Source organism: Candidatus Melainabacteria bacterium (assembly GCA_016193285.1).
Classification (GTDB): Bacteria; Cyanobacteriota; Vampirovibrionia; order 2-02-FULL-35-15; family 2-02-FULL-35-15; genus JACPSL01.
The window spans coordinates 43619-66311 of sequence record JACPSL010000018.1 but is presented as its reverse complement, the minus strand read 5'-3'; the positions used below and the strand labels follow the sequence as shown (position 1 = coordinate 66311).

General features: G+C 30.9%; 21 protein-coding genes, 1 tRNA gene and 1 other RNA gene. 13 read left to right on the top strand and 10 right to left on the bottom strand.

Features of this window, described 5'->3' with window-relative positions:
• Positions 1-93: 93 nt before the first annotated feature.
• Both HYY52_03985 and HYY52_03980 read left to right on the top strand, forming a co-directional pair.
• Positions 94-471 (top strand): helix-turn-helix transcriptional regulator, encoded by a 378-nt coding sequence (locus HYY52_03985; GenBank protein ID MBI2995846.1) that lies wholly within the window; start codon positions 94-96, stop codon positions 469-471.
• Positions 472-486: 15 nt separating this feature from the next.
• Positions 487-1038, top strand: a complete 552-nt coding sequence (locus tag HYY52_03980; GenBank protein MBI2995845.1) for a carbonic anhydrase — start codon at positions 487-489, stop codon at positions 1036-1038.
• A gap of 113 nt (positions 1039-1151) precedes the next feature.
• On the opposite strand, the gene ssrA is transcribed toward HYY52_03980, so the two are convergent.
• Positions 1152-1534, bottom strand: a transfer-messenger RNA (tmRNA) gene (gene ssrA / locus HYY52_03975).
• A gap of 265 nt (positions 1535-1799) precedes the next feature.
• Here ssrA and HYY52_03970 point away from each other — a divergent pair.
• Complete coding sequence (locus tag HYY52_03970; protein ID MBI2995844.1) at positions 1800-2558, top strand: phosphocholine cytidylyltransferase family protein; 759 nt, start codon at positions 1800-1802, stop codon at positions 2556-2558.
• Positions 2555-3661: an iron-containing alcohol dehydrogenase family protein gene (locus HYY52_03965; GenBank protein MBI2995843.1), complete on the top strand. Its 1107-nt coding sequence runs from the start codon at positions 2555-2557 to the stop codon at positions 3659-3661. The genes HYY52_03970 and HYY52_03965 overlap by 4 nt, the downstream gene beginning before the upstream one ends.
• Here the strand turns inward: HYY52_03965 and HYY52_03960 are convergent.
• The gene (locus HYY52_03960; protein MBI2995842.1) at positions 3627-4121 is read right to left on the bottom strand and encodes a hypothetical protein; all 495 of its coding nucleotides are present in this window, start codon (positions 4119-4121) and stop codon (positions 3627-3629) included. The two genes, HYY52_03965 and HYY52_03960, sit on opposite strands and share 35 nt — an antisense overlap.
• Positions 4122-4214: 93 nt before the next feature.
• Positions 4215-5618: an alkaline phosphatase family protein gene (locus tag HYY52_03955; GenBank protein ID MBI2995841.1), complete on the bottom strand. Its 1404-nt coding sequence runs from the start codon at positions 5616-5618 to the stop codon at positions 4215-4217.
• Between the two features lie 99 nt (positions 5619-5717).
• Between HYY52_03955 and HYY52_03950 the strand changes: the two genes are divergently transcribed.
• Positions 5718-7748 carry a hypothetical protein gene (locus HYY52_03950; GenBank protein MBI2995840.1) on the top strand — a complete coding sequence of 677 codons (2031 nt, stop codon included), beginning with the start codon at positions 5718-5720 and terminating at the stop codon, positions 7746-7748.
• Here the strand turns inward: HYY52_03950 and HYY52_03945 are convergent, their stop codons facing one another.
• Positions 7749-8936: a hypothetical protein gene (locus tag HYY52_03945; protein ID MBI2995839.1), complete on the bottom strand. Its 1188-nt coding sequence runs from the start codon at positions 8934-8936 to the stop codon at positions 7749-7751.
• A 517-nt stretch (positions 8937-9453) separates the two neighbouring features.
• Here HYY52_03945 and HYY52_03940 point away from each other — a divergent pair.
• Positions 9454-9544, top strand: a tRNA-Ser gene (locus HYY52_03940).
• 17 nt (positions 9545-9561) lie between these two features.
• Here the strand turns inward: HYY52_03940 and HYY52_03935 are convergent.
• The 3 genes from HYY52_03935 to HYY52_03925 are packed head-to-tail and all read right to left on the bottom strand — an operon-like array spanning position 9562 to position 12416.
• A complete protein-coding gene (locus tag HYY52_03935; protein MBI2995838.1) occupies positions 9562-10734 on the bottom strand; it encodes a cysteine desulfurase in 1173 nt (390 codons plus the stop codon).
• Positions 10724-11155, bottom strand: a complete 432-nt coding sequence (locus HYY52_03930; protein MBI2995837.1) for an Rrf2 family transcriptional regulator — start codon at positions 11153-11155, stop codon at positions 10724-10726. The genes HYY52_03935 and HYY52_03930 overlap by 11 nt, the downstream gene beginning before the upstream one ends.
• A 7-nt stretch (positions 11156-11162) precedes the next feature.
• Positions 11163-12416 carry a hypothetical protein gene (locus HYY52_03925; GenBank protein MBI2995836.1) on the bottom strand — a complete coding sequence of 418 codons (1254 nt, stop codon included), beginning with the start codon at positions 12414-12416 and terminating at the stop codon, positions 11163-11165.
• Between the two features lie 240 nt (positions 12417-12656).
• Between HYY52_03925 and HYY52_03920 the strand changes: the two genes are divergently transcribed.
• Positions 12657-13397, top strand: coding sequence for a response regulator transcription factor (locus HYY52_03920; GenBank protein MBI2995835.1), 741 nt, complete (start codon positions 12657-12659; stop codon positions 13395-13397).
• 213 nt (positions 13398-13610) lie between these two features.
• Positions 13611-13970, top strand: a complete 360-nt coding sequence (locus HYY52_03915) for a hypothetical protein (protein MBI2995834.1) — start codon at positions 13611-13613, stop codon at positions 13968-13970.
• Positions 13971-13977: 7 nt separating this feature from the next.
• Here the strand turns inward: HYY52_03915 and HYY52_03910 are convergent, their stop codons facing one another.
• Positions 13978-14907 (bottom strand): HD-GYP domain-containing protein, encoded by a 930-nt coding sequence (locus tag HYY52_03910; protein MBI2995833.1) that lies wholly within the window; start codon positions 14905-14907, stop codon positions 13978-13980.
• A gap of 308 nt (positions 14908-15215) precedes the next feature.
• On the bottom strand, positions 15216-15737 hold the full coding sequence (gene ruvC / locus HYY52_03905) for a crossover junction endodeoxyribonuclease RuvC (GenBank protein ID MBI2995832.1): 522 nt from the start codon (positions 15735-15737) through the stop codon (positions 15216-15218).
• A 41-nt stretch (positions 15738-15778) separates the two neighbouring features.
• Here ruvC and lnt point away from each other — a divergent pair, with 41 nt between their 5' ends.
• From lnt to cobS, 5 genes are read left to right on the top strand one after another with little or no spacing between them, the layout of a single operon-like run.
• Positions 15779-17317, top strand: coding sequence for an apolipoprotein N-acyltransferase (lnt, locus tag HYY52_03900; protein MBI2995831.1), 1539 nt, complete (start codon positions 15779-15781; stop codon positions 17315-17317).
• Between the two features lie 44 nt (positions 17318-17361).
• Positions 17362-17850, top strand: coding sequence for a DUF192 domain-containing protein (locus tag HYY52_03895; protein ID MBI2995830.1), 489 nt, complete (start codon positions 17362-17364; stop codon positions 17848-17850).
• 9 nt (positions 17851-17859) lie between these two features.
• A complete protein-coding gene (locus HYY52_03890) occupies positions 17860-19359 on the top strand; it encodes an NAD(P)H-hydrate dehydratase (protein MBI2995829.1) in 1500 nt (499 codons plus the stop codon).
• A gap of 7 nt (positions 19360-19366) precedes the next feature.
• Positions 19367-20641 (top strand): histidinol dehydrogenase, encoded by a 1275-nt coding sequence (gene hisD / locus HYY52_03885; protein MBI2995828.1) that lies wholly within the window; start codon positions 19367-19369, stop codon positions 20639-20641.
• Entirely contained in the window at positions 20638-21420 is a 783-nt protein-coding gene (gene cobS / locus HYY52_03880; protein ID MBI2995827.1) for an adenosylcobinamide-GDP ribazoletransferase, read from the top strand. The genes hisD and cobS overlap by 4 nt, the downstream gene beginning before the upstream one ends.
• A gap of 86 nt (positions 21421-21506) precedes the next feature.
• On the opposite strand, the gene HYY52_03875 is transcribed toward cobS, so the two are convergent.
• Positions 21507-22670: a TIGR00303 family protein gene (locus HYY52_03875; GenBank protein ID MBI2995826.1), complete on the bottom strand. Its 1164-nt coding sequence runs from the start codon at positions 22668-22670 to the stop codon at positions 21507-21509.
• Between the last annotated feature and the right edge of the window lie 23 nt (positions 22671-22693).

The following is a 22693-nucleotide window of genomic DNA, read 5'->3' as shown; positions in this document are numbered from 1 at the left end:
AAAAAAATTCTCAAAATATCGTTCTTTTAAAACACTAAATTTCATAACTTGAACATTTTAACATATTAGGATATTATAATATCTTGAAAAGTTATGCAAGAAGAAAAAGAAAAGACAAAAGTAATTCCTGAAGAACAAATTAATTCTGTTTCCAATTTATTTTCTGTATTATCTCATCCAGTAAGAATAAAAATATTATGGCTTTTAAAAAAGAAAAAACAGGTAAGTGTTCATGAATTACAAAAAGAACTAAATATAAGTCAGTCAAATGTATCTCAGCATTTAGCACTTTTAAGAACACATAAATTAGTAACTGAAGAAAGAAAAGGTAAAGAGGTTTTCTATAGTTTAGTAGCTTCAAAAAAGATATCAAAAGTACTTGCCAGTGCAGTTAGTCTTATTGCTTATCAACTAACATCAAATAGTGAGCTTCTATCAACCTACAACGAACTATTGTCTTTCTTAGGTTAAAAATACAAATTATAAATGACAAATGAAATCCACACACATGAGTTAAAAAGTATATTAACTGAAAAAGATATACCAGAATATCTGCTAAATACACCTATTGCTGAACTATTAAAGTATCATAATCTTTCTACAAGTTTTAAAGAATATGAAAAAGCTCAAATAGCAATTGTTATGTGTATGGATAACAGAAAGCAATTAAATGTACCCAACAGGTTTGCTTACATACTAAGAACTGCTGGTGCAAGGATTACTGGCAATGAATTTAAACTTTCATTTGCAATTGGTTTTGGTGATATAAAACACGTTGTATTAATAGGACACAGCAATTGTGGAATGGTAAACCTTACAAGTAAGAAAGATAAAATAGTTCAAGGTTTGGTCAAAAACGCTGGCTGGACTAAGGAGCAAGCTGAAAACCACTTTAACTCTTTTGCACCATTTTTTGAAATTGAAAATGAGATCGACTTTGTAGTTAGTGAAAGTAAAAGACTAAAAGAAAAATACCCAAATATATTGTTTGTACCAATGATATATAAAGTCGAGGACAATAAACTTTACCTCAGCTAATAGAACAATTTTAAAGTTTGGAAGTATAGATGGTTATTCCTTCAAATCCAAAACCCGGTTTGCATCTAGAATATTTTCTTGTTCTATAAATTCTAATTCTCTAATTTCTAAATTTTTGGAGGCGAGGAGGAACTGCCCCTCCTGTCCAAAAATGAAAAGTTTTAAATATCTACAAGCTTGTCTTGAAATTTCTTCAGAACCGCTGAAGAGTGGGTCAGGCACCCGCCGGTGTTTTGGTTTTGATCTTAAGCTAACTACTAAACCAAGAAACTAATTAGCTGCAACTACCTGGTTTGTTCAGAGCTTGAGTTGGTAGTCACACTTTCACTCTGTTTCGATGCCTATAAAATTAGGCAGCTACTGCATATGCAGGAGCTCCGAAATTTACGTAAACGACATTATCGTTTCTTTTTGCTTTGAATATTTTAAGTGGTAACCAAGCTTCCACTGCTTGCAATTCAGAATCCTTCAATCTTGTCGAGACTGTTACGCCCCCGCATAAGATTATACCCAAGTATAGTTAATATGCGATTTTGACTAAGATTATTGCCTTAAATGCTATTTTCGTAATTACTCAGATGGCTCTGCGGTGACATGGCTCCTTGAGCCACCTTTCCATAGACCGCTCGGCTCGCCCAAGTCTTTTGTATATTTTTGGGGATCAAGCCTCGCTTTATTAAATAGCATAATTTCGTGAAGGATAACCTAAGATAAATTAACATGCTTAGAAGTTACCTCTTTTCTGTGTTAGCATAAATCTCATGAAAAAAGCAATTATATTAGCAGCTGGTGCAGGACAAAGACTTGGTGAGCTTACTAGTGATATCCCGAAATGCCTTTTAAAAGCAGATTCTAAGAACTGTTTAATTGATTTTTCCCTTGAATCTTTAAAAGAAATAAACATAAAAGAGATTATTTTTGTAACAGGACACAAAGAAGAAAGATTAAAAGAGCATATAAATAAAAAGTGGTCAGATCAATTTATTTTTCGATTTATTTTTAACGAAAAATTTAAAGAATACAATAATATTTATTCTGCTTACCTTGCAAGAAATATTTGGGATGATGAAACAATATTATTGAATTCAGATATTATTTTTCATCAGGATATTTTAAAAAATTTAGCTCTCAGCTCTCAGCTTTCAGCGCTCAGCTCTTTTCTTATTATTGACAACAAAAAAGAACTTATCTCTGAAGATATGAAAGTTAAAATAGATTCAAGCAGTAAAATCATTGAAATTAATAAGAATCTAGACATTGCTACTTCATATGGTGAATACATTGGAATTACCTACTTAAGAGGAATAGAAAGAGTTAAATTCTTAGAATCAGTTGAACTTAATATTAAAAATAACAACTTTGATTTATACTATGAAGATGCATTAGCACAAGTGTTAAATGAAGTATCTATTTCTCCATGCTCTACAGAAGGTAACATTTGGACAGAAGTAGATACACTTGAGGATTTTGAGATGGCTAAAAATATTTCAAGCCAAATCAAAAAATTAGCATTACTATGAATACAATTAATGTCCCTCATAATTTATGTATTTTAAATTCAAATAAAGAAGTAGCAGATAAGCTTATTAATTTTATAAATGAAGAAGGATTTTCTAAAGTAGCTTTAATTACTACTAAGACTCCTAATTACTTGATTACAAATGAGTTAGAGGTTGCTCTTTTAGGTAAGGTAGAAAAATTGAAAACGTTTCAAGTAATAAATGCTTCAATTGCTTATGTAAATCAGCTCTCACTAGTTGATTTTGATATTGTAGTTGGTGTAGGTGGTGGGAAAGTAATAGATACAGCAAAGTATGCTGCACATATAAATAACATTCCTTGTATTAGTATTCCAACTTCAATTTCAAACGATGGCATTTGTTCTCCTGTTGCAGTTTTAAAAGAAAAACAAAATAAATATAAAAGTCTTGGTGCAACTATTCCAATTGCTTTATTTGTCCCTCTTCACTTAATAGAAAAATCTGATGAAGAAAGCATAATTAGTGGTGTTGGGGATCTTTTGTCTAATCTGTCGGCTGTTGAAGATTGTAAACTTGCAAATATAGAGGCAAATGAATATATAGATGATTATGCAGTAATGGTTTCTAAACATGCAGCTCAAAACGTGTTTTGTGAGATTGAAAATTACATCTTACAAAGAAAAACAAGAGAACAATTTTTAAAAGAAAATTTAAATTTAGTAATTGAATCATTAGCTTTATCTGGAATAGCTATGGAAATAGCTGGAACAAGTAGGCCAGCAAGTGGGGCAGAACACTTAATAAGCCATGCTATTGACGAACTTTTTGGAGACCTAAAGCAACATGGAGCTCAAGTAGCTTTTGGAACATACATTGCTACTTTCCTGCGAGCAGAATTGGATTATATTCAAAAAAATAATTTTGAAGAGCTAAAAGTAGTTTTAAGATTTATGGGTTTACCTACTACATTACCAATGATAGGTTTAACTAAAGAACAATTAATTGAAGTAATAATTCATGCACCACAGACAAGACCTGACAGATTTACAATCTTAAATAAGATAAGACCAGATAAAGATTACATTAGCCAAGTGCTAGATAGATTGTTTACACATAACCTAAATTCTCTAATCTTCGTCTAATCTCTTCTTCTTCTTCCTTTGAATAAGCACTTGTATTTTTTCCAGGAATTAAATTTAATTTTACAAGGTAATCTATTATTTTTTTTGCATTTTGTTTGATATCATCTTTTTCATCTAATGCTACATCTGTCAATGGATCATTGGGTTTGCCATGACAAACCCCTACATAATTTTTATAATTCTCTTTAACAGGTTTTCTATCGTTCAATGTGGCTTCACTTGACACAATCAGTGCGTAAATATTATTTCTATGAAGAAGATTTCCTAAAAAACCAAGCCTGTCAATAAAAACAGATTTATCTTCATTCGTATCTTTTAATCCTTTTCCAAGAATTTCTTTTACTTCACTTTGGACAATTACTTCTACAAATTGATCTCTTAGAATTAATTCTTCACCAAGCATTTCTGCTAAGGAAATTAATTTATTTTCATCGTTACCACAAAACCAGATTGTTTTCATTTTTTTATAGGTTCAGACAAGCTGAACCTTCCTTTTGCCAATCCTTCTAGTTTGATCGGTTTTGCCGAATAAATCGGACAAAACCTATATTCGTCAAACGTGTACCCCTAACCCACAAATTGATTTTCCTAGCATATCACTAGGTATTTTAACACCTAAAAGGTCCAATACTGTTGGTGCGATATCCATTAAATGATGCTTGTCATCTCTCCTACCACTTGAAATATTTTTTGGATCAAATAATAGATACAAGCCTTCTTGTGCATGATTGGCTTCATCAGGACCTGTATCATTTTCATAAGTATAAATAGAATTTATTCCTACGCTACCGACCGATCTCCATCTTAAATCATCAAAAATTACAATTAAATCTGGAGGTATACGATTTGTTGTCTTATAAATTTCTTCTGGAATATATGCAACTGTAGCTAGCTTTCTTCCTCGTTCATCTTTTATATTTTCAATTTTTTCTTTTAGTTTGGCTCTGAGTTCTTTATATTCACTTTGTGGTATTTGTCCGTTTGGCTCTCGACCTTGAACATTTATAAATATTCGTGCATAGTAACCACCTGATCCCCAAACTTTTGTTTTAGACCAGTCAATTTCTAATTTTTCAATTGGAGTAAATGTTTTTGGGTATTCTTTTAAAGTTAAAAGCCCTTCTTTTATAAGCCATTCATTTATGCAAATCCCTCCAATCATTGCTTTTGCGCCATGGTCAGATACAACCATTATTGCTGTTTCATTTAAATCAACCAATTTTAATGTTTCTGCCAATTCATTGTCGAGATATTTATAATATTCTGGAATTACATTTTCATATTTATTTCCAATTTCATATTTAGGATGCAAGGGATCTAAAAATTTCCAAAAGCTATGATGGATACGATCTGTGCCCATTTCAACAATCATTGCAAAATCCCACTCTTTTGTTTTTAAAAGATGTCTAAAAGTTTTAAATCTTGTTTTAGTTGCTTCGTAAATTTGCTTTAAAATAAAATCCCTGTCTTCAGTCCTAAATTGTTTTACATCAGGAATATATTCCCCAATATTTTCTTCTATTTCATATCTTAGTTCATTTGGATAAGTATATTGTGACTTAATACTTGGGGTTAAAAAACAAGTTACCATATGACCATTAATTGGTCTTGGAGGATATGTTTGTGGTACACCAACTAAGATTGATTTTTTATTTATTTTACCAAGTATGTCCCAAACAGCAGGCTCTAAAATATCAGCTCCATTTGAAAAGTACTGACCATCGTAGCTATAATCTTTCCTGTTTCTAAAACCATAAACACCAAGCTGTCCAGGATCTTTGCTTGTTAACATACACTGCCATGCTGGTACAGTAATTGGTGGAATGGTACTTGTAAGATTTCCATAAACACTCTTTTTAAAAAGTAATTTTAAGGTGGGTAAATTATTAATCCACTTATCAAATACCCAGTCAGGTGAAGCACAGTCCCATCCGACGATTAAAACCTTCTTTGCCATCTGAATAATGATAGCAAATATTTCAATGTAATAGTATTGTTATTATTTATAAAGCTTTCCCTACGACCAATTAGCAACTACAACTATAATTTAAAAATAATGAATAAGTCATGCATTAAAAACAATTTATTAGTAAAATCCATACAAAAATTTTATACTTGTGTTGTCTTTTTTAGTTTTTTTCTTTTGTTAATAGCCTCGGTTAAAGCAGAAGTAGTTAGTAGTATTCCAAGATGCATAGAGGATAGGTGTTTAAATAATATTACAGATTTATCAGTTTCAAGTGATGGTTCTTTCTTTTTAATTGTTGATTCATCAAAAAAACCTTATGTTAGAAAATTTAATTTCTCTTCTAACATGATTAATCATGAAGTTCTTATTCCTCTACGCGGGGAAAATTTAGATCTTAACGTTTTAAAAATTGGCATCAGCAAAGATAAAAATAAAGCACTTGTTTCAGCAATTTCAAGTGAAAGCAGTACTCTTCTTCAACAAGTTAATCAAGGAACAAGTTGTAAATGTTCTTCTGGAAATTACTTTGACGAGGCCTCTTGTGTAGTTGGTACATTAACCTGTCCAAGTACACAAGATGCAGTTTGCGGATGTGATAATCAAAATTATTTAAATAGTTGTATTGCAAGAGCAAATGGAATTAAAAAATATACAAAAGCAAATTGTGGATTTCAAAGCAACCTTGCTTGTATAAGCGATGATCAATGTCCTTTAAGTTCTTGCAACGATGGAAGAAAATATAAGCAATTCACCTGTACAGCTTCAAGCAGTAGTAGTGGTGCAATGTGTATTTTAATTACATTTTCTAGTGACCCTTGTTCCTCTTCAAGTAGTTCAGGTGCTACTTCATCCAGCTCAAGTGGAAGTTTTCCAATTATTCAAATTATAGATTTAACTAACAATTCAGTTAGCGCTGTAAATCCATTCTCTTCAGACAGTTCCGGAGTACGAACTCTTTACTTTGCTAAGAAAGGCATCACTGCAGCAAGCTTTAATGATAACGAGGGGAAAAAATTAATTGTCAGTGATGATGATGAAAAATCTCCACAGTTTGTAATTGCCAGCACTTCTACTGAAAAAATTGAGAAAGAAATTTCCATACCAGATAATGCTAAGTCAATTGAGTTTGCTCCAGATTTTAAAGAAGCAGTAATAACTTTTAGTGAAGCTTTTGCTGAGTCTATTGGTATTTTTATAAATAGAACAAGAAAACTAATTAAGTTTGATATACCAGCAAAAATATCTTCTAAGGTTGATGAGATTTTAAGCAGAATTAAATTTGATTTAGGATCTACTAAGGCAGTAGCTTCTTCTTTTGGGGGAAGACATGTTTTGCACATATTAGATCTGCTTAATAATAAATTGATAATTCGTTTTTTAGGTACTGAGGTTGAGGGAAAAACTATTTCAACTTTAAGTCAAGATGGCAAAATAGCTGTTTCTGTAGCTAATGTTGTTGATGAAAGTGGAATTATTGTTTATAAATTAGACACATTTGATCTTAAACTAGCAAGAATTCTTAAGTCTGTAGAATTTAATGATGTCAGTAATGTTTTAGGTGTTGATATTACTCCTGACAATAACAATGTTTTAGTTTTAGCTCAAAAAGATTCTCAGAGAAAAATCAAAGTTTTGAATTTAATAGACTTATCATTAGTATGTGAATATTCAATTGGAGAAGGTTCTGAAAATAGCTCTTTAATTAGTGATCCATATGGCAGATACTTGATAGTTCCTGACTTTCAAGATAGCACAATTACTTCAATAACTGAACTTCAGCCAGGCCCAATACTTAAAAGCATTGCTCCAATTAAAGGACCTCTTTCAGGTGGTACAGAGTTTACTATTGATGGTTTTATTGACCCTTCAATTTTTACAAAAAATATAAAAGTATGTTTTAGAAGTAATAAATTTTGTTCTAGCTCTGTTTCTATCTCAGATGATGGGAAAACAATTACAGGAATTACTCCAAAATTTGTTTCAATGACATTTGCTGATCTAATCCTTATTGCTGAACCAAAGACTAATGTATCTTTTAATTCTTCTTCAGGCGGGATTCAATGTAATAAGCAAATTGTTTCTAAAAGCGTATACAGTAAGGCTTTTAAGTTTGAGTAGTTACTTTCTTGAGTTTTGATTTTTTAATAAACAACTTTTAAAAAGATTAAGTTTTCTAGCATTTGTTGTATGCTCATCAGAAAATGTTACTTGCATTTCTCGCTTGCTAATAAGATTTAGTCTTAAGTTTGTTGAGTTATTGTTTTTATCTACTATGTCTATGATGACCTCATTTTCTGAAAGTATGTTTTGTGATTTTATTACTCCATTTATAAATACATCACCTTGATGGACTGTTCCTTCTAGTTTTCCATCTCTAACACAAAGTTTAAATGTAATAATTCTTGAGCCACTAAGTCCTTCATTTATATGAAGCAAGTTGGTTTTTATAACTGATTCACTACTTGAGCTTGAAGATGACAATGAAGAACTACTATTATTAGAAGGAGACAAACTTCTTGAAGAAGAGACACAAGAGAGCTGATTAAATGAGATAGCATTATTACAGTTAAGATTGGTAGAAGGACAGCAAAAAGCATCGTTACCAGAGCAGACAACTGTGTTGCCTCCACCTACAGAACAAGTTGGAGTACCAGTACAATTAAGCATACTATTGTTGCAAGTACAACAATAACCAGAAGAGGAGCTACTAGAAAGAGAGCTAGAACTACCTGAAGAAGATGAACTTGAGCTTGAAGATGTAACAGCATTAACACAATGTGCACATTCAGTACAACTTTGAGGTACTAAAGTCTGGTTAGCTAAACATTGAGGAACAACTTGAGTACAAATAATACACTCTACTGAACTTGAAGAAACTCTTGCTTTCCATAAACCTGCAAAGTTTTTATTTAGTGTGATATCTCCTAAGCTATCTGAAGATGTTACTAAGCATGGATCAGCAAAGAAATTTAACTCTTCACATATACTTTCAAGACAAGAATATTTTTGGTAAGTTCTTCCGTCTTGGCAACTGCCAAAAGGACAATCCCCGTCAGATAAACAAACTACGAATTCTTGGTTTAAGGAATTACAAATACCTTTTGTTTTCTTTTTTACTCCTAAAAATGATGCTACGCAACTATTTCCATAAGTTACCCCATCACAACCACAGACAGGTTTGTATTTTGGGAAACAGTCCCCATGAATAACTTTTGAACACATATTGCCCAGTGCATATTGCCCTTGGGGACATAGACATTTATTACTGCTTAAGTCATTTGGTTTTGAAGTAGGACAAGTACACATACATATTGTTGGATCATAAATTCCAAATGGAGAATCACATCCAGGTGGTTCACCTGCACAATCAGTTTGTATTTGTGGGCAGCTAGTTTCTCCAGTAACTTTATCTTGTTCTAAAATAAAAGCAGCAAGAGCAACAATCAATGTAAATAAAATAATTGTAATTATATTTGTCTTTTTCATTTGTCACGAGAGAACTATTAAGACTTTATCTTATAATAGACAAATTGTGCAAGGGATATTCTACCAGTATAATATTTAGGAATATTTACTGTTAAAATGGATAAATCCCTTAGGGAAAAAATACTAACAAAGAGTATACTGAAAAATAAAAATTCTAAGCAAGGATTTTCCCAAGGCAGAAGTCCGAGCGAGTGATGTGACACATCTAATAGCCGAGGAATTTGCGTAGCAGTTCCGAGGCGTTATCAATAAAGGATTCATCCGATTTACTCGGTGAATCCGATCAGGTGAAAGGGATCTACCAACGGAAGCTCACGCTTATCGTGAGCATAAAAATGGAGAGTTGGCTGAGTTGGTCGAAAGCGACTTCCTGCTAAGAAGTTATAGGGCCAAAAGCTCTATCGAGGGTTCGAATCCCTCACTCTCCGAATTTCTCGAGATTAAACTATGGTACTAGAAGCTTTACGTTTACAATATCTTTAATTGATTCAACAATGTAATTTATGTCTTCTTTAGTATTTTCTCTTCCTAGAGTTAATCTTAGAGAGCCTTTTACATACTCTTTTGAAATTCCACATGCAAGTAAAACATGAGATGGTTCAAACTCATTATGAGATTTACATGCTGATCCTGAACTACATGCAATGCCTTTCAAGTCCATTTGTAAAACAAGACTCTCACCCTCTACATCTTTACAACAAATACTTACATGGCCAGGAATTCTATTTTCAATACCTGAACCAGTTAAAATAATACCTTTTATTTTTGACAAGCTTTCAATAAGCATGGTTTGAAGTTTTCGAAGTCTTGTTGCATTTTCATTTATTTCTTTTTTTAATAACTTTGATGCAACTCCAAAACCAACAATACCAGCTAAATTTTCAGTACCTGGTCTTAAATTACTCTCCTGGCCACCGCCCATTATTAAAGGCTCTAAAAAATCTTTAGACTTCAGATAAAGTGCTCCAACTCCTTTTGGGCCATAGATCTTATGTCCTGACATTGACATAAAATCTATATTTAATTCTTTTACATTTATAGGGATTTTCCCAAAAGATTGAACTGCATCTGCGTGAAATGAAACATTATTTTCCTTACATATTTTAGAAATTTCTTTTAAATCCTGTATAGTTCCAATTTCATTGTTTGCATGAATGATTGAAACTAGTAATGTTTTTTTTGTAATATTTTTTCTAAGTTCATTCAGATCAATAAATCCTTCCTTATCTACATTTAGCCAGGTAATTCTCCAGCCTTTTTTCTCCAGGTACTCAAGTGGTTCTTTAATTGCTGGATGTTCAATCTTAGTAGATATTATATGTTTATCTTTATTTTTAATTTTAAGTGCTTCAAAAGACCTTGCAATACCAAAAATAACAATGTTATCTGCTTCAGTCCCACCACTTGTAAAAATTATTTCTTCTTCTTTTGCATTTATTACTGATGCAACTTCAGTTCTAGCACCAGTTAAATGTTCCTTTGCTTTTCTCCCGTAAAAGTGAATACTTGAAGGATTGCCAAAGTCTTCTTCTAGAACCTTTACCACAGCTTGAATTACTTCAGGCCTTGCTTGTGTAGTAGCACTATGATCTGCATAAATCATTTTTTTATTGTACATATGCTTGATTTTCTTTTGATGCCTTAAAACTAATAGAATCATAATAAAGATCTTCTAGTGTTATTGATTTTAAAATTTTAAAAATACTTCCATTAAGTTTTTGCCATAACTCGTAAGTAACCACTGCTTCATTACTACCAGTTGGAGCTAAATTAATAGGACCTTCTACGGCTTGAAGAATATCAGCCAGTGAAATACTTGCTTTATCCTTTAAAAGAAGATATCCACCCTGAGGACCTCTTGTACTTTTTATTAAACCAGCTCTCCTAAGCTTTATTGCAATTTGTTCTAAAAAAGGAAGTGGTATGTTTTGATTACAAGCTACTTCTCTAAGAGATATTGGTACTTTTGATTTAATACAATGTGATGCAATATCAATCATTGCTTGAATTGCATATTGGCCTTTAGTAGTAAGCTTCATAGAAAGATTATATCAAGCAAAATTGTATTTTTAGTGTTGTACCTTTGTTTATTTCACTTTTAATTTCAAGCTTTGATTTTATTTCTTTAAGTCTTTGCTTTATGTTTAATATGCCATAACCAAGATTTCTTGTGCCATTTAGATCAAAACCAATTCCATTGTCAGAAATTGTAATTAAAAAATAATTTTCATTTAATTTCTTTAAATTAAAATATACTTCATTTGCTTTAGAGTGTTTTTCTATATTACACAACCACTCTTTAATTACCTTAAATAATTCAACAGCCATTTTGTGCGAGATATTAATTTCTTCATCATAAAGATCCACAATAACTTTCCCCTTAAAAGATTTTTTAAAACCATTTAGAAATTGATACAGCGTACTAACAAAACCTAACAAGTTTATGTCTGGAATCATATATTCATTTATAAGATGTCTTAAATTGTAGTGTAATTCATCAACAAGTTTTTCACATTCTTTAAAATCTCTTTCTTGAATTGCCTTTTTTAAAGCTGGAATTATGCTGCATGGAAGATCATGTAATTCACTAGCAAAGTGCTTTAAAAGCCTCTCTTGTTCTTGGTTTGCAGATTCTTGGAGCTCTATTATGTTTTTTTGTAGATTTTCCTTTTTTCTTTTTTCTATATTTTGTTCAATTGCAATAGCTAATTGGTCAGCAATTGACTGGATAAGTTTTTCAATTTCATTACTCCATATAACGTTCTTTGTACAAAATTGTAAGTTAACTGCAACTTTAATTTTGTAAGTGCTTCCAGTAGTTACAAGAAGAGACTTTGTTTTTAATTTAAGGAAAAGTGCTTTTATTTTGTTTTTAAAAATGTAATTTGGCAGAGGTAAAAAATGAGACAGATCTTCTATTTGCAAAGTATGCCTTTTGTTTAAACGTAGAAGTTTTAGTAAAGTCATGTCACTCAAATCTAACTGAAAACCAAGTGGATTTATTTTAGGTAAATAAGCACTTTCCCAATGATGTGTTAATAATGTTTTTGAATAATCATTGTCTATTTGAAATAACAAGACTCTTTCAGCTATACCAGATTCACCTAGAATTTTAGTTGTGTTTTCTAAGAGCTGATCAATTGAAATTTCTTCTCTTATATCCTTGCTTATCTTTAATAAGATATCTGTAAGTTCATTACTAGTTAGAGATATTATGTTTGAGCTCTCTTGTAAGCGAGGTTGTTCTGTAAGTCCTTTAATTAAAATTTCAATGTTGCCTTTAGTAAGTGTATTTTGCATATTGATATTGATTGATATTCTAATACAAAATGTGGCTTATGACTTACTTTAAGGGCTTAACCAAAGGTAAGGTAAAATCTTACTCACCTCAACGAAGATTAAATATTTTTTATTTAGACAAGGATGATTTTCAAATCATTGAATTTGATTAATTTTTGGATTGGTAAAAGTATTAGAGGTTGAAAATTTAATAATTTAAATTTTATCTTTGATGTAAAATAACTCCTAACTTAAAACACTATGGAAACAGCATTACAACATCAAGGATACTTGTACACATTTTCAAAAAGTAGTTTTAGATATCATCCACCAAGAACTTCTAAATTAAATACCTATAATCCCAAAAAAGAAATGATATTGATTTTAATTGCTGATGATCATCCTTACTTAATTCAAGGTGTTGAAGTTGATTTAAACAAAGATAGAAGAATTAAAATTATTGGAACTGCTCATTCTTATGGCGAGCTGATGGACAAAGTTGCAGGGTTACAACCTGACATGGTTTTATTGGATCTTAAAATGCCAGATTGTGAGGAATATGACTTGAAGCCATATATTCATAAGCTAAGAGCGCTTGCTAAATGTAAGGTAATTATATTTTCTAATGAAACAGGATGGGCAAGAATACACAGATGTTTAGAAATAGGGGCCTCAGCTTATATTGAGAAAGCAATTTCAATTGGGAAACTTGCAAATTTAATTAGACATGTTTATGAAAGTGATGAGCTTGTTATTTTTACTGCTGAACATCTTCCTGAGGTTCAATTTTCTCCAAGGCAAAGAGAAACATTACATTACATGGTTGATGGAAAAGAAAATGATGAAATAGCTGAACTACTAGATGTTGAAACTAAGACAGTCCAGTCATATGTAAACGAAATTAAAGACAAACTTGCAAAAGCATTTTACATGTATCCAGTTAAACCAAGAACATTGATACGACTGGCTTCTAAATTAGGCTTTGGACATAAACTTAGATAGACCTATTCAAAATATTAATTAATTATAAATATTGTAAAGTAATAATATTTATCCTTAGGGTTTTTAATTAGAAAATTACAACAAGCTAATGAAGAACAAAATATTTGTTAGATTTTTTGTAATTTTTACAAATTTCCTTAAAGTCTTAATTAATGAAATACCAGAATTAACCTGATTAACTTTTCTGTACCTCTCTCTCATAATATTGTTGTTGTGAGAGAAGAAGCTAGAAAATTAAACCTTAAAACTAGATCCACCTTTTCTGCTTATGAGCAAATAATAGATCATCAAAACTATTTGAAACAAAAAGGAATTCTATTAAATCAAAAAACTATTTTAAACCATAAAGGTATAAAAATTGCTCTTACTCATAAGCAAATCAAGGTTTTAAAATTAGTTGCAGGTGGATTTTCTAACGAAAAGATCTCTAAAGAACTTATAATGAAAAAGTGTACAGTTAAGCTCTTGTTATATAGACTCATGAAATATTTAGAAGATGTTTTATATGAAAGGATTGACAGATTTTCTCTTATAATAATTGCTCAGGAATTAGACTTAGATAGAATTCGGTAAAAAAATTTTAAACAGCATTTTTGTATGACTTGTGTTGAAAGTTTTCTTCCCACCAAGGGACAAAAACTTTAACTATTTCTGGATCAAACTGTGTGCCGCTGTTTCTAATTATTTCTTCAACTCCTTGTTCATGACTCAGTGCTCTTCTGTAAATTCTATTTGTTGTCATAGCATCATATGCATCAGCTATAGAAGTTATTCTAGCTATAAGTGGTATTTCTTTTCCTTTTATCCCATATGGGTATCCAAAGCCATCAATTCTCTCATGATGAAGAATAACTACATCAATACATCCATACAAGCAGTTTAGCTTTTTAACTAACTGAGCTCCAATTATTGTATGCAGCTGCATTTCTTTGTATTCAGAATCTGTAAGTGGCCCAGGTTTTAAAAGAACACCATCTCGAATACCAATTTTACCTACATCATGTAATAAAGCACCACCTTGCAGGTAAAGCTGTTCAATCGTGCTTAAGTTACATCTTCTTCCTAATTCTGCAGCAATTTGAAAAACTCTCTCAGAATGACCTCCAGTGTATGGGTCTCTTGTTTCTACTGCCATTGCTAATGTGCTTGCAGTATGAAAGAAGTTTTCTATAAGCAATTCTTGAATTTGTTCATTAGCTTCTTCATAGTCTCTCAGACTTGCAAAAGCTTTACTAAATGTTGTTGCAATTCTGTGTAAAGGTTCTTTAAAATCTAATTTTAACTCTGGCAAATTTTTAATTTCTTTTGCAAAAAAAGAAATCTCTTTACTAGTTGGTTTTTTATCTTTTCTCGATACATCTTCAGTAGCTTCTTCAGTTCTTAACTCTCCTGCAATTTCATTTAAAGAGTGTGTTAATTCTTTCAAAGGTGGATCAATTTCATAACTTTTCTGTGAGCATGTCTCAAACACAGAATATTTAATTTCAGGACTTTTTTTCTTATCTTTCAATTTTAATTAACCTTTCTAACTTTACTTTAATGAAATAAAACTTCAGACACTATACCTTATTAAATCCTTATAGTAAGTGCTCTCTATCACATAATGCCTCATACAATTACATTAGAAACCTAGCTATCCCTTTATCATAAAACAAACATATTTAGGTTAAGGTTTAATGTAGAAAATTCGTCCAATTGGCGTAGGTAATAAATCCTGGATATCCCTAAAATAAGGATTTAGCTTGTAGGTCTAGAAAATAAATAAAAATATTTTTCTGTAAATTTTTATTTCTAAATTGTGTTCTCTTTGTAAGATTTTTAATTTAATTTTTTTTCATCTTTTTGAACCAGGTGATTAGCATGACAAAGTGCTATTGCAAGTGCATCAGAAGCATCATCTGGCTTTATCGTAGAATTAATGTCCAGGTATTTTTGTATTAATTTTTGAATTAGAGATTTACTAGCTTTACCATACCCTGAAATAGTTTGTTTTACTTGTAGTGGTGTATACTCATATGTTTTTATTTTTGATTCTGCTGCAGAAAACAAAATGACGCCTTTTGATTGCATAACAGGCACAAAAGTTTTTACATTCTTAAAAAAATAGAGACTTTCAATTGCAATACTATCAGGCTTGTATTTTTTAAATAGTGCCTTTAAATCATTGTAAAGTTGTAAAAGTTTGTCACCTTTGTCAGAATTACCTTTTAAGTCAATATATCCATAACCTATTGCTTTTGGTTTTGTTTCTCCATTACCATAACACAAGACTCCATAGCCAACTGTTGTACTGCCAGGATCAATACCTAAAATAGTTTTTGCTTTGTTATTTAGTCTCACATTTCTCCTTTGTTTTTTATAAAACTAATAAAATATTTGTTATGTTGTCAAACCCAGTAATAAAAATATTGTTAATAACATTTTGTGGATTTCTTTTATCATTTAGTGCACCAGAATATAATCTTTGGCTTGTTGCATGGATTGGACTTACACCACTTTTTATTATTATAAACACTGCTAAGAAGATTAAAGAAGGAATTTTTTATTCATTCTTATTTGGCTTTGGTTATAACTTCTGGTATTTGCATTGGTTATTTTCAATGCACCCCTTAGATTGGTTAGGATTAAGTAATACTGAGAGTTTAATTTTGTCTTATTTAGCTCTTTTTATAACATCAGTTTATTGTTCACTTTATTTTGTTTTATTTACAATTTGTGTGTTTTTACTAAAACAAGTTTCAGTAAAACCTTTTAATAACAGTATTTTAAAGTTAATATTAACAACTTTTATTTGGCTAATTGTTTTTAATAAGTTACTTTCTTGTAAATATTTACCAGGTTTTCCGTGGACCTTAGTTGAATATAGCCAGTATAAGAATTTATTTTTAATTCAAATTGCAGAATATTTTGGAAGTGTTTCAATTAGTTTTTTAATTGTTATTTTTAATTTAGTTTTAGCAGAGTTCTTGATTTGGATATTTAGTTCTGAAAAAATAGGAGATAGACATATACCAAAGACACCTGGAGGGCTTGAAGTAATTATCAATGGTTTTATTTTTGTTTTAACTTTGATTTTTATAAGTTTAATAACAGGATTTTTTTTATATGAAAGAAATCAACAACAATTTTCTAATGAATCACAAGCTATTTGCTTGCTTCAAGGTAACTTACCAATTAAGACTACACGTGGAGCAAAAGTTGATTTAAATCTTGCAAAACAAACTTATGAAGAACTTTTAGTTAACAATGAAGCAGCACTTTTTATTAGTCCTGAAGGATCTTTACCAACAGTTTTCAATAAAAACCCCTCTGTACAAAGTTGGTTAAAATCTATAGTAAATAAAAAGAAAGCAAGTGTTATTTTTGGTACGTATTGTAATAAACAGAACTCTGAATTTACAAATTGCATAGCAAGTATTCTTCCTGGTGAAAGCAGGTTTTCATTTTATGAAAAAGAAAGACTAGTGCCTTTTGGAGAATTTGTACCTTTTTCTTATATCTTACCTAACATATTAAAAAAGTTGGCATCATTTACTATTGGGGAAGGTTTTGTTGAAGGTAAAAAAATCTCCGCAATAAACAGTTCTATTGGAAAACTAGGTATGAATATTTGTTTTGAATTAATTTTTCCTTCTCTTATAAGAAAATATTCTCTTCAAAAAGCAGGACTATTAGTTAATCTTTCTGATTTAAGCTGGTTTTCTAACTCTAGAATTAAGGAGCAATTTTTAGCTTTTGCTGCATTTAGAGCAATAGAAAACAGAAAGCCATTTGTAATTTGTGCTAACAATGGTATTTCTGCCTTTATAGATCCAAGCGGTAAAATTAAAAGTCAGTCTTTGCAAAATACAAGAGGGGTATTAATTGATTGGATTAATCCAAATTATAAAGTTACTCTTTATGCAAAGTATGGATGGTAAAGAACAAGTGGTAAGAGGTAAGTAGTAAGTGGTAAGGTAATGAAATGTTTAGAAAAATAATTTCTATAATTTTAATTTTAATTATGTTTTTCTTTTCTGAAAGCTCAGCTAAAGCTCTTCAAGGTTTGGTTAAGTTTTCAGGCAAGGGAAATCTAGTAGTGTTTCTTGAAATTGCAGATACTGACGAAAAAAAATCAAAAGGTTTAATGAGTAGACCAGACTTACCACAAGATAGAGGCATGGTTTTTGTTTTTAGACCAGCAAAGGAAGTTACTTTTTGGATGAAGGATACACTCATTTCACTTGACATAATTTTTATAAACCAGGGGAAAATTGTTAAAATTGTAAAAGCGGCAGAGCCGAATCAAACTCATACTCTTTACTCGTCAGATTTTAATGTAACTGAAGTAATTGAAGTAAATGGTGGATTTACAGACAAGAATATGATTAGTGTTGGTAGCAAGGTTTCATTTGAAAATATAGCTCAAATTGATTATTCTGGGAAATCCAAATTAATGATTGTAGCTAAATAAAATACAAAAATGCAAAAGTTAGTAACCTCTAGTCAAATACGTGAACATGAATCTGAATACATAAAAAAAATGGGTTTAGGAAGCTCTTTAGAGCTCATGGAAAAAGCAGGAAAAGGTTTAGCTCGTATAGTAAAAAATTATGATGAGCCATATATGTTTATTTGTGGTAAAGGAAATAATGGCGGAGATGGAATTACTGCAAGTAAATACCTCCACAAGTTAAAACGCAAAGTGGTTATTTGTTTAACTTCTAGTGAGCAAGAATTATCTTATGATGCAAAAATTAATTTTGATCTAGTAAAAAAAACTAAGATTCAATATTTTCAAATTCAAAATGAAAGTGATAAAGCCTTTTTAAGCTTCTTAAAAGATACAAATACAGTTGTAGACTGTTTACTAGGAACAGGTACTAGTAGTAAAAGTAAGCTTTCAACTTTTTATGAATGGATAATTAATTCAGTAAATAACTCAGGTAAAAATATTATTGCATGTGATATTTCAACCGGTGTCGATCCAAGTAGTGGTAATATATCTTCTTGTGCAATAAAGGCTAAGGAAACAGTAACTTTTGGTTATCCAAAAATAGGATTATATATTTATCCTGGCAGAGAATATTCAGGCAAGATTAATGTTGTTGATATTGGTTTACCTGACAAGGATATAAATTTATTTTTATTAGATGATGAATTTGCCAATGACAATTTACCTCAAAGGGCTAATGATAAAAGCAAGGGTAGTTTTGGAAGAACACTAGTAGTTGCTGGTAGCATGAAGTATCCAGGTGCAGCAATTTTAGCAAGCAAAGCTGCTAGTTCAATTGGTTCAGGATTAACTTGTTTAGCTACATCAAAAGAAGTATTTGTTCAAATTACTTCTAGCATTCCTGAAGTAATTCATGTGGAATTTAAATTAGATGAGATTCTGAGCGAATGTAAAAAATCCAATGTTGTAGTTTTAGGACCAGGTTTAACTCTTAGAGAAGAGATTAAAACTTTAGTTTGTGAACTAATTACTAATGCAGAAGTCCCTATTGTTTTAGATGCTGATGGCATAAGTGTTTTGGCATCTAAAAAAGAAATCTTAAGAAGCGCTAGAAACCATATGATTATAACCCCACATTTAAAAGAGTTTGCAAGATTACTAGGAAAAGATTTAAACGAAGTCTTATCGAATAAATTAAAACTTGCACAAGATGCATCTTTAGAACTTGGATGTACAGTAGTTTTAAAAGGTCCAGGAACAATTATTGCAGCAAAAGATGGAAAAACATACATTTCTCCATTTGCAAATTCAGCACTAGCAAAAGGTGGAACTGGAGATGTATTAGCTGGCTACATTGGAGGATTAATTGCACAAGGTCTTGAACCACCGATTGCAGCTTGTGTTGGTGTTTACCTTCATGGAAAAGTTGCTGAAATAATTGCAGGTGAAAAAACAAAATATTCACTTCTTCCACAGGATTTAATTACTTATTTGCCAAAAGCAATTAAGTCGTTTGAGAGCTTATAATACTCTTATGCCAACAATTAAAAATTTAGATAAAGCAAAGGAAAGAATTCTGAAAATTTCTTCAAGATTTAATCTAAGCAAGAAAAAAAAAGAATTAAAAGTAGTAGAAAATATTGTAGAGAATGTAAGAGAAAAAGGTGATAAAGCTTTAATTTACTATACAAGAAAGTTTGACAAGCGTGAGTTAAAAAATATTTTAGTTTCAAAATCTGAAATTAAAAAAGCAAGGAAACAAATTGCACGAGATCTTTTAGCATCAGCAAAAAAAGCAATTTCTAGAATACAAAAATTTCAAAAAACAAATATGCCTAAAAGCTGGATTAAATCTTTTGGAAAAAGTGAAAAACTTGGTTACAAGTATGTTCCTTTAGATTCAGTTGGTATCTATATACCTGGTGGAAAAAGTCCATTAATTTCAACAATTTTAATGACAGTGATATTAGCTAAGGTTAGCGGTGTAAAAAGAATAGCAGTATTTACTCCACCACCTGTACATAAAAATATTTTAGCTGTTTGTAATTTGCTTAACGTAAATGAGATCTATCAAATAGGTGGTGCTCAAGCAATTGCAGCCTCAGCATATGGTACAGAGACAGTAAAACCAGTTAGTAAAATTATTGGACCTGGAAACATTTATGTAACACTAGCTAAAAAAGTTGTCTTTGGAGATGTAGGGATTGATGGTTTATATGGACCAAGTGAAGTTGCAATCATAGCTGATAAGTTTGCAAATCCTAACTACTTAGCTATTGATCTTTTAAGCCAGCTTGAACATGGCTCAGGACTTGAATCTGCACTATTAGTTACCAACAGTAAACAGATTGCTAAAGAAACACAAAAAACACTTTTAAAGCTAGCAAAAAAATTACCAAATAAAAATATAGTACTTAACTCCTGGAAAAAAAATAGTGCAATTATTATAGTAAAAAGTTTACAAAAAGCAACTGATTTAATAAATAAGTTTGCACCAGAACATTTAGAAATAATCACAAAAAATCCAGTCAGCTTATTAAATAAAATTTACAATGCAGGAGCTATATTTTTAGGTGAGTACTCTTGTGAGTCGGTCGGTGACTATATTGCAGGACCTAGCCACTGTTTACCAACAGGTGGGAGTGCAAGATTTTCTAGTGGACTTACAGTAATGGATTTTATGAAAAAGATTTCAGTTATTTCATTTGATAAACAATCATTTAATAAAATTGCAAAAGATGTAATTAACTTAGCAGATGCTGAAGGATTAAAAGCACATGAGGAGTCGATGAGAAAAAGAATTGGATGATAAAGTTACTTCATCGTTTTTTTTATGCCTGGCTTTTTTTAACTAAATTGCCTGCGCCTCCTTTACCAAAAGCAACAAAAGAAGACTGGGGAAGGATAGCACCATACTTTACTTTAATAGGTTTTTTAATAGGCTTAATTCTTTTTTTATTTGCTAAGATTTTTTTGTATTTTAAATTACCAGTTTTATTTTCAGCTCTTTTGCTTGTATTTCTATGGGTTTTAATTACTGGTGGTTTGCATCTTGATGGATTAATGGATACATTTGATGGCATTAATTGTCAAGATAAAACAAGAAAAATAGAAGCCATGAAAGATAGCAGAATAGGTGCTTTTGGGGCAATGGCAGGTATTTTTGTTGTTTTGTTTAAATTAATTTCTCTTTGCACTATTATTTTAAATAAGATATTTTTTGTAATTATAATTTCTTGTGCTCTTGCAAGATTAGCTGCTGTATATTCTTTTACTTTTTTAAATAAAAGTAAGGACTCTGGAATAAGTTCATCTTTACTTTTATCTGGAGTAAAAAAGCCGGGAGATTTTTTCGCAAATCTTTTTTGTTTTGTTATAGTTTTCTTAATGTGTATATTTTGTTTTCATCTAAAGTTTATTTATCTAGTCTATGGTCTATTGTCTATGGTCTTTTGTCTGCTCTGGTCACACTGGCTTGATAACCATTTTAAAGGTCATACAGGTGATACTTATGGAGCATTAATTGAATTAAGTGAAGTAACTATTTTATGTCTTGTAGTTATCTTTAAACAATTTTTGTTATTGTGACCGAATATAATTACTCAGCACGTTAATTTATCTTAGGTTATCCTTCACGGAATTATACTATTTAATAAAGTGAGGCTTGATCCAATTTACTTGGGCAAGCCGAGCGGTCTATGGAAAGCTGGCTCAAGGAGCGAGAGTTCCGCAGAGCCAGCTGAGTAATTACAATAAACATTTTCTATTTTAGATACAATTTCTTCTTGTGTTAAATTCTTATACCAATCAGCAACCACCATTAATCCACCTGCACCAACACCTTCTTTAATATGACCATTTTCATATGCATAAAGCCCTTGGCATTTTGAGTCTTTAAAATGAACATTTGATGAAGTAAGTGGTGCATCAACAAGTTCAGCAAGTTTTTTAGTCTTAGCATTTTTATCATTTGTAATCCAAGAAGTTGTTGCTACTGCTACATCATATGGTGAATAACCTAAAACTTTCTTTGCTAAGTAGTATACTGCAAGCATCTGAGAACCTCCAGCAAGAAGTATAGGTTTATTTACTTTTTGTGCACCTTTTATAAGACCACAAACGAAAGCCTGCATTGGATCACCAAAATAATCAACTGCTTTAAGTGGGTTTTTATTTACTCGTGAAAATAAATTAGCATTTGTAAGTAGAGCATCTTTTACTGTTTGATTTTTCCAAAGATTATTTCCTTCAGGTGAGCTACTGTTAACTAAATCAAAAGCATTGATTCCTAATGCACACAATACACTTAAAGCAGTGGTTGTCCCTCCTGGAACACATTCACCAATTACTACATAAGGATAAGCATTAAAATTTGAAATAAGTTTTTCACCTTTTTGAAATAAGAAAGATGTTTTTATAGGTCCTAAAGCATTACCAGTAGTTATGCATTTTGAAGTACCCATATTTAAACTAATGTGCTCACCTTTAGGTTTTACAAAGGCACCAACATCAATTACTGAAATATCCAAATCTAGTAAATCAATCATTGCTTTTGAAATAATTACTGGGGAAGGAATACCACTTGGTGATACTGGTAATTGATTTTTAAATTCTTCTTTTTTAGAAAGTAAAAAGTCAGCATCTAGTGCTGGAGTTAATTTTAAAAGCTCTACATTTTGTCCAGCACTGGATATTCCAGGAATTAATGCTGTTTCAGTAGAAGCAATTACAAGTATAAAAAGAGGTCTTTGTGATTTAACTTTACTTACAAAGGTTTGACAATCTTTCCATTTTGTAATGAACAAGGAAGATTTTTGATCTGTATAAGTTTTTAGCATTTTATAATTGTTTTTGTTATTAT

What these genes read in the sequence shown, in the direction of transcription:
- HYY52_03985 (MBI2995846.1), top strand. Translation starts at nt 94, where the DNA reads ATGCAAGAAGAAAAAGAAAAGACAAAAGTAATTCCTGAAGAACAAATT.
- HYY52_03980 (MBI2995845.1), top strand. Translation starts at nt 487, where the DNA reads ATGACAAATGAAATCCACACACATGAGTTAAAAAGTATATTAACTGAA.
- HYY52_03970 (MBI2995844.1), top strand. Translation starts at nt 1,800, where the DNA reads ATGAAAAAAGCAATTATATTAGCAGCTGGTGCAGGACAAAGACTTGGT.
- HYY52_03965 (MBI2995843.1), top strand. Translation starts at nt 2,555, where the DNA reads ATGAATACAATTAATGTCCCTCATAATTTATGTATTTTAAATTCAAAT.
- HYY52_03960 (MBI2995842.1), bottom strand. Translation starts at nt 4,121, where the DNA reads ATGAAAACAATCTGGTTTTGTGGTAACGATGAAAATAAATTAATTTCC.
- HYY52_03955 (MBI2995841.1), bottom strand. Translation starts at nt 5,618, where the DNA reads ATGGCAAAGAAGGTTTTAATCGTCGGATGGGACTGTGCTTCACCTGAC.
- HYY52_03950 (MBI2995840.1), top strand. Translation starts at nt 5,718, where the DNA reads ATGAATAAGTCATGCATTAAAAACAATTTATTAGTAAAATCCATACAA.
- HYY52_03945 (MBI2995839.1), bottom strand. Translation starts at nt 8,936, where the DNA reads ATGTGTACTTGTCCTACTTCAAAACCAAATGACTTAAGCAGTAATAAA.
- HYY52_03935 (MBI2995838.1), bottom strand. Translation starts at nt 10,734, where the DNA reads ATGTACAATAAAAAAATGATTTATGCAGATCATAGTGCTACTACACAA.
- HYY52_03930 (MBI2995837.1), bottom strand. Translation starts at nt 11,155, where the DNA reads ATGAAGCTTACTACTAAAGGCCAATATGCAATTCAAGCAATGATTGAT.
- HYY52_03925 (MBI2995836.1), bottom strand. Translation starts at nt 12,416, where the DNA reads ATGCAAAATACACTTACTAAAGGCAACATTGAAATTTTAATTAAAGGA.
- HYY52_03920 (MBI2995835.1), top strand. Translation starts at nt 12,657, where the DNA reads ATGGAAACAGCATTACAACATCAAGGATACTTGTACACATTTTCAAAA.
- lnt (MBI2995831.1), top strand. Translation starts at nt 15,779, where the DNA reads ATGTTGTCAAACCCAGTAATAAAAATATTGTTAATAACATTTTGTGGA.
- HYY52_03895 (MBI2995830.1), top strand. Translation starts at nt 17,362, where the DNA reads ATGTTTAGAAAAATAATTTCTATAATTTTAATTTTAATTATGTTTTTC.
- HYY52_03890 (MBI2995829.1), top strand. Translation starts at nt 17,860, where the DNA reads ATGCAAAAGTTAGTAACCTCTAGTCAAATACGTGAACATGAATCTGAA.
- hisD (MBI2995828.1), top strand. Translation starts at nt 19,367, where the DNA reads ATGCCAACAATTAAAAATTTAGATAAAGCAAAGGAAAGAATTCTGAAA.
- cobS (MBI2995827.1), top strand. Translation starts at nt 20,638, where the DNA reads ATGATAAAGTTACTTCATCGTTTTTTTTATGCCTGGCTTTTTTTAACT.
- HYY52_03875 (MBI2995826.1), bottom strand. Translation starts at nt 22,670, where the DNA reads ATGCTAAAAACTTATACAGATCAAAAATCTTCCTTGTTCATTACAAAA.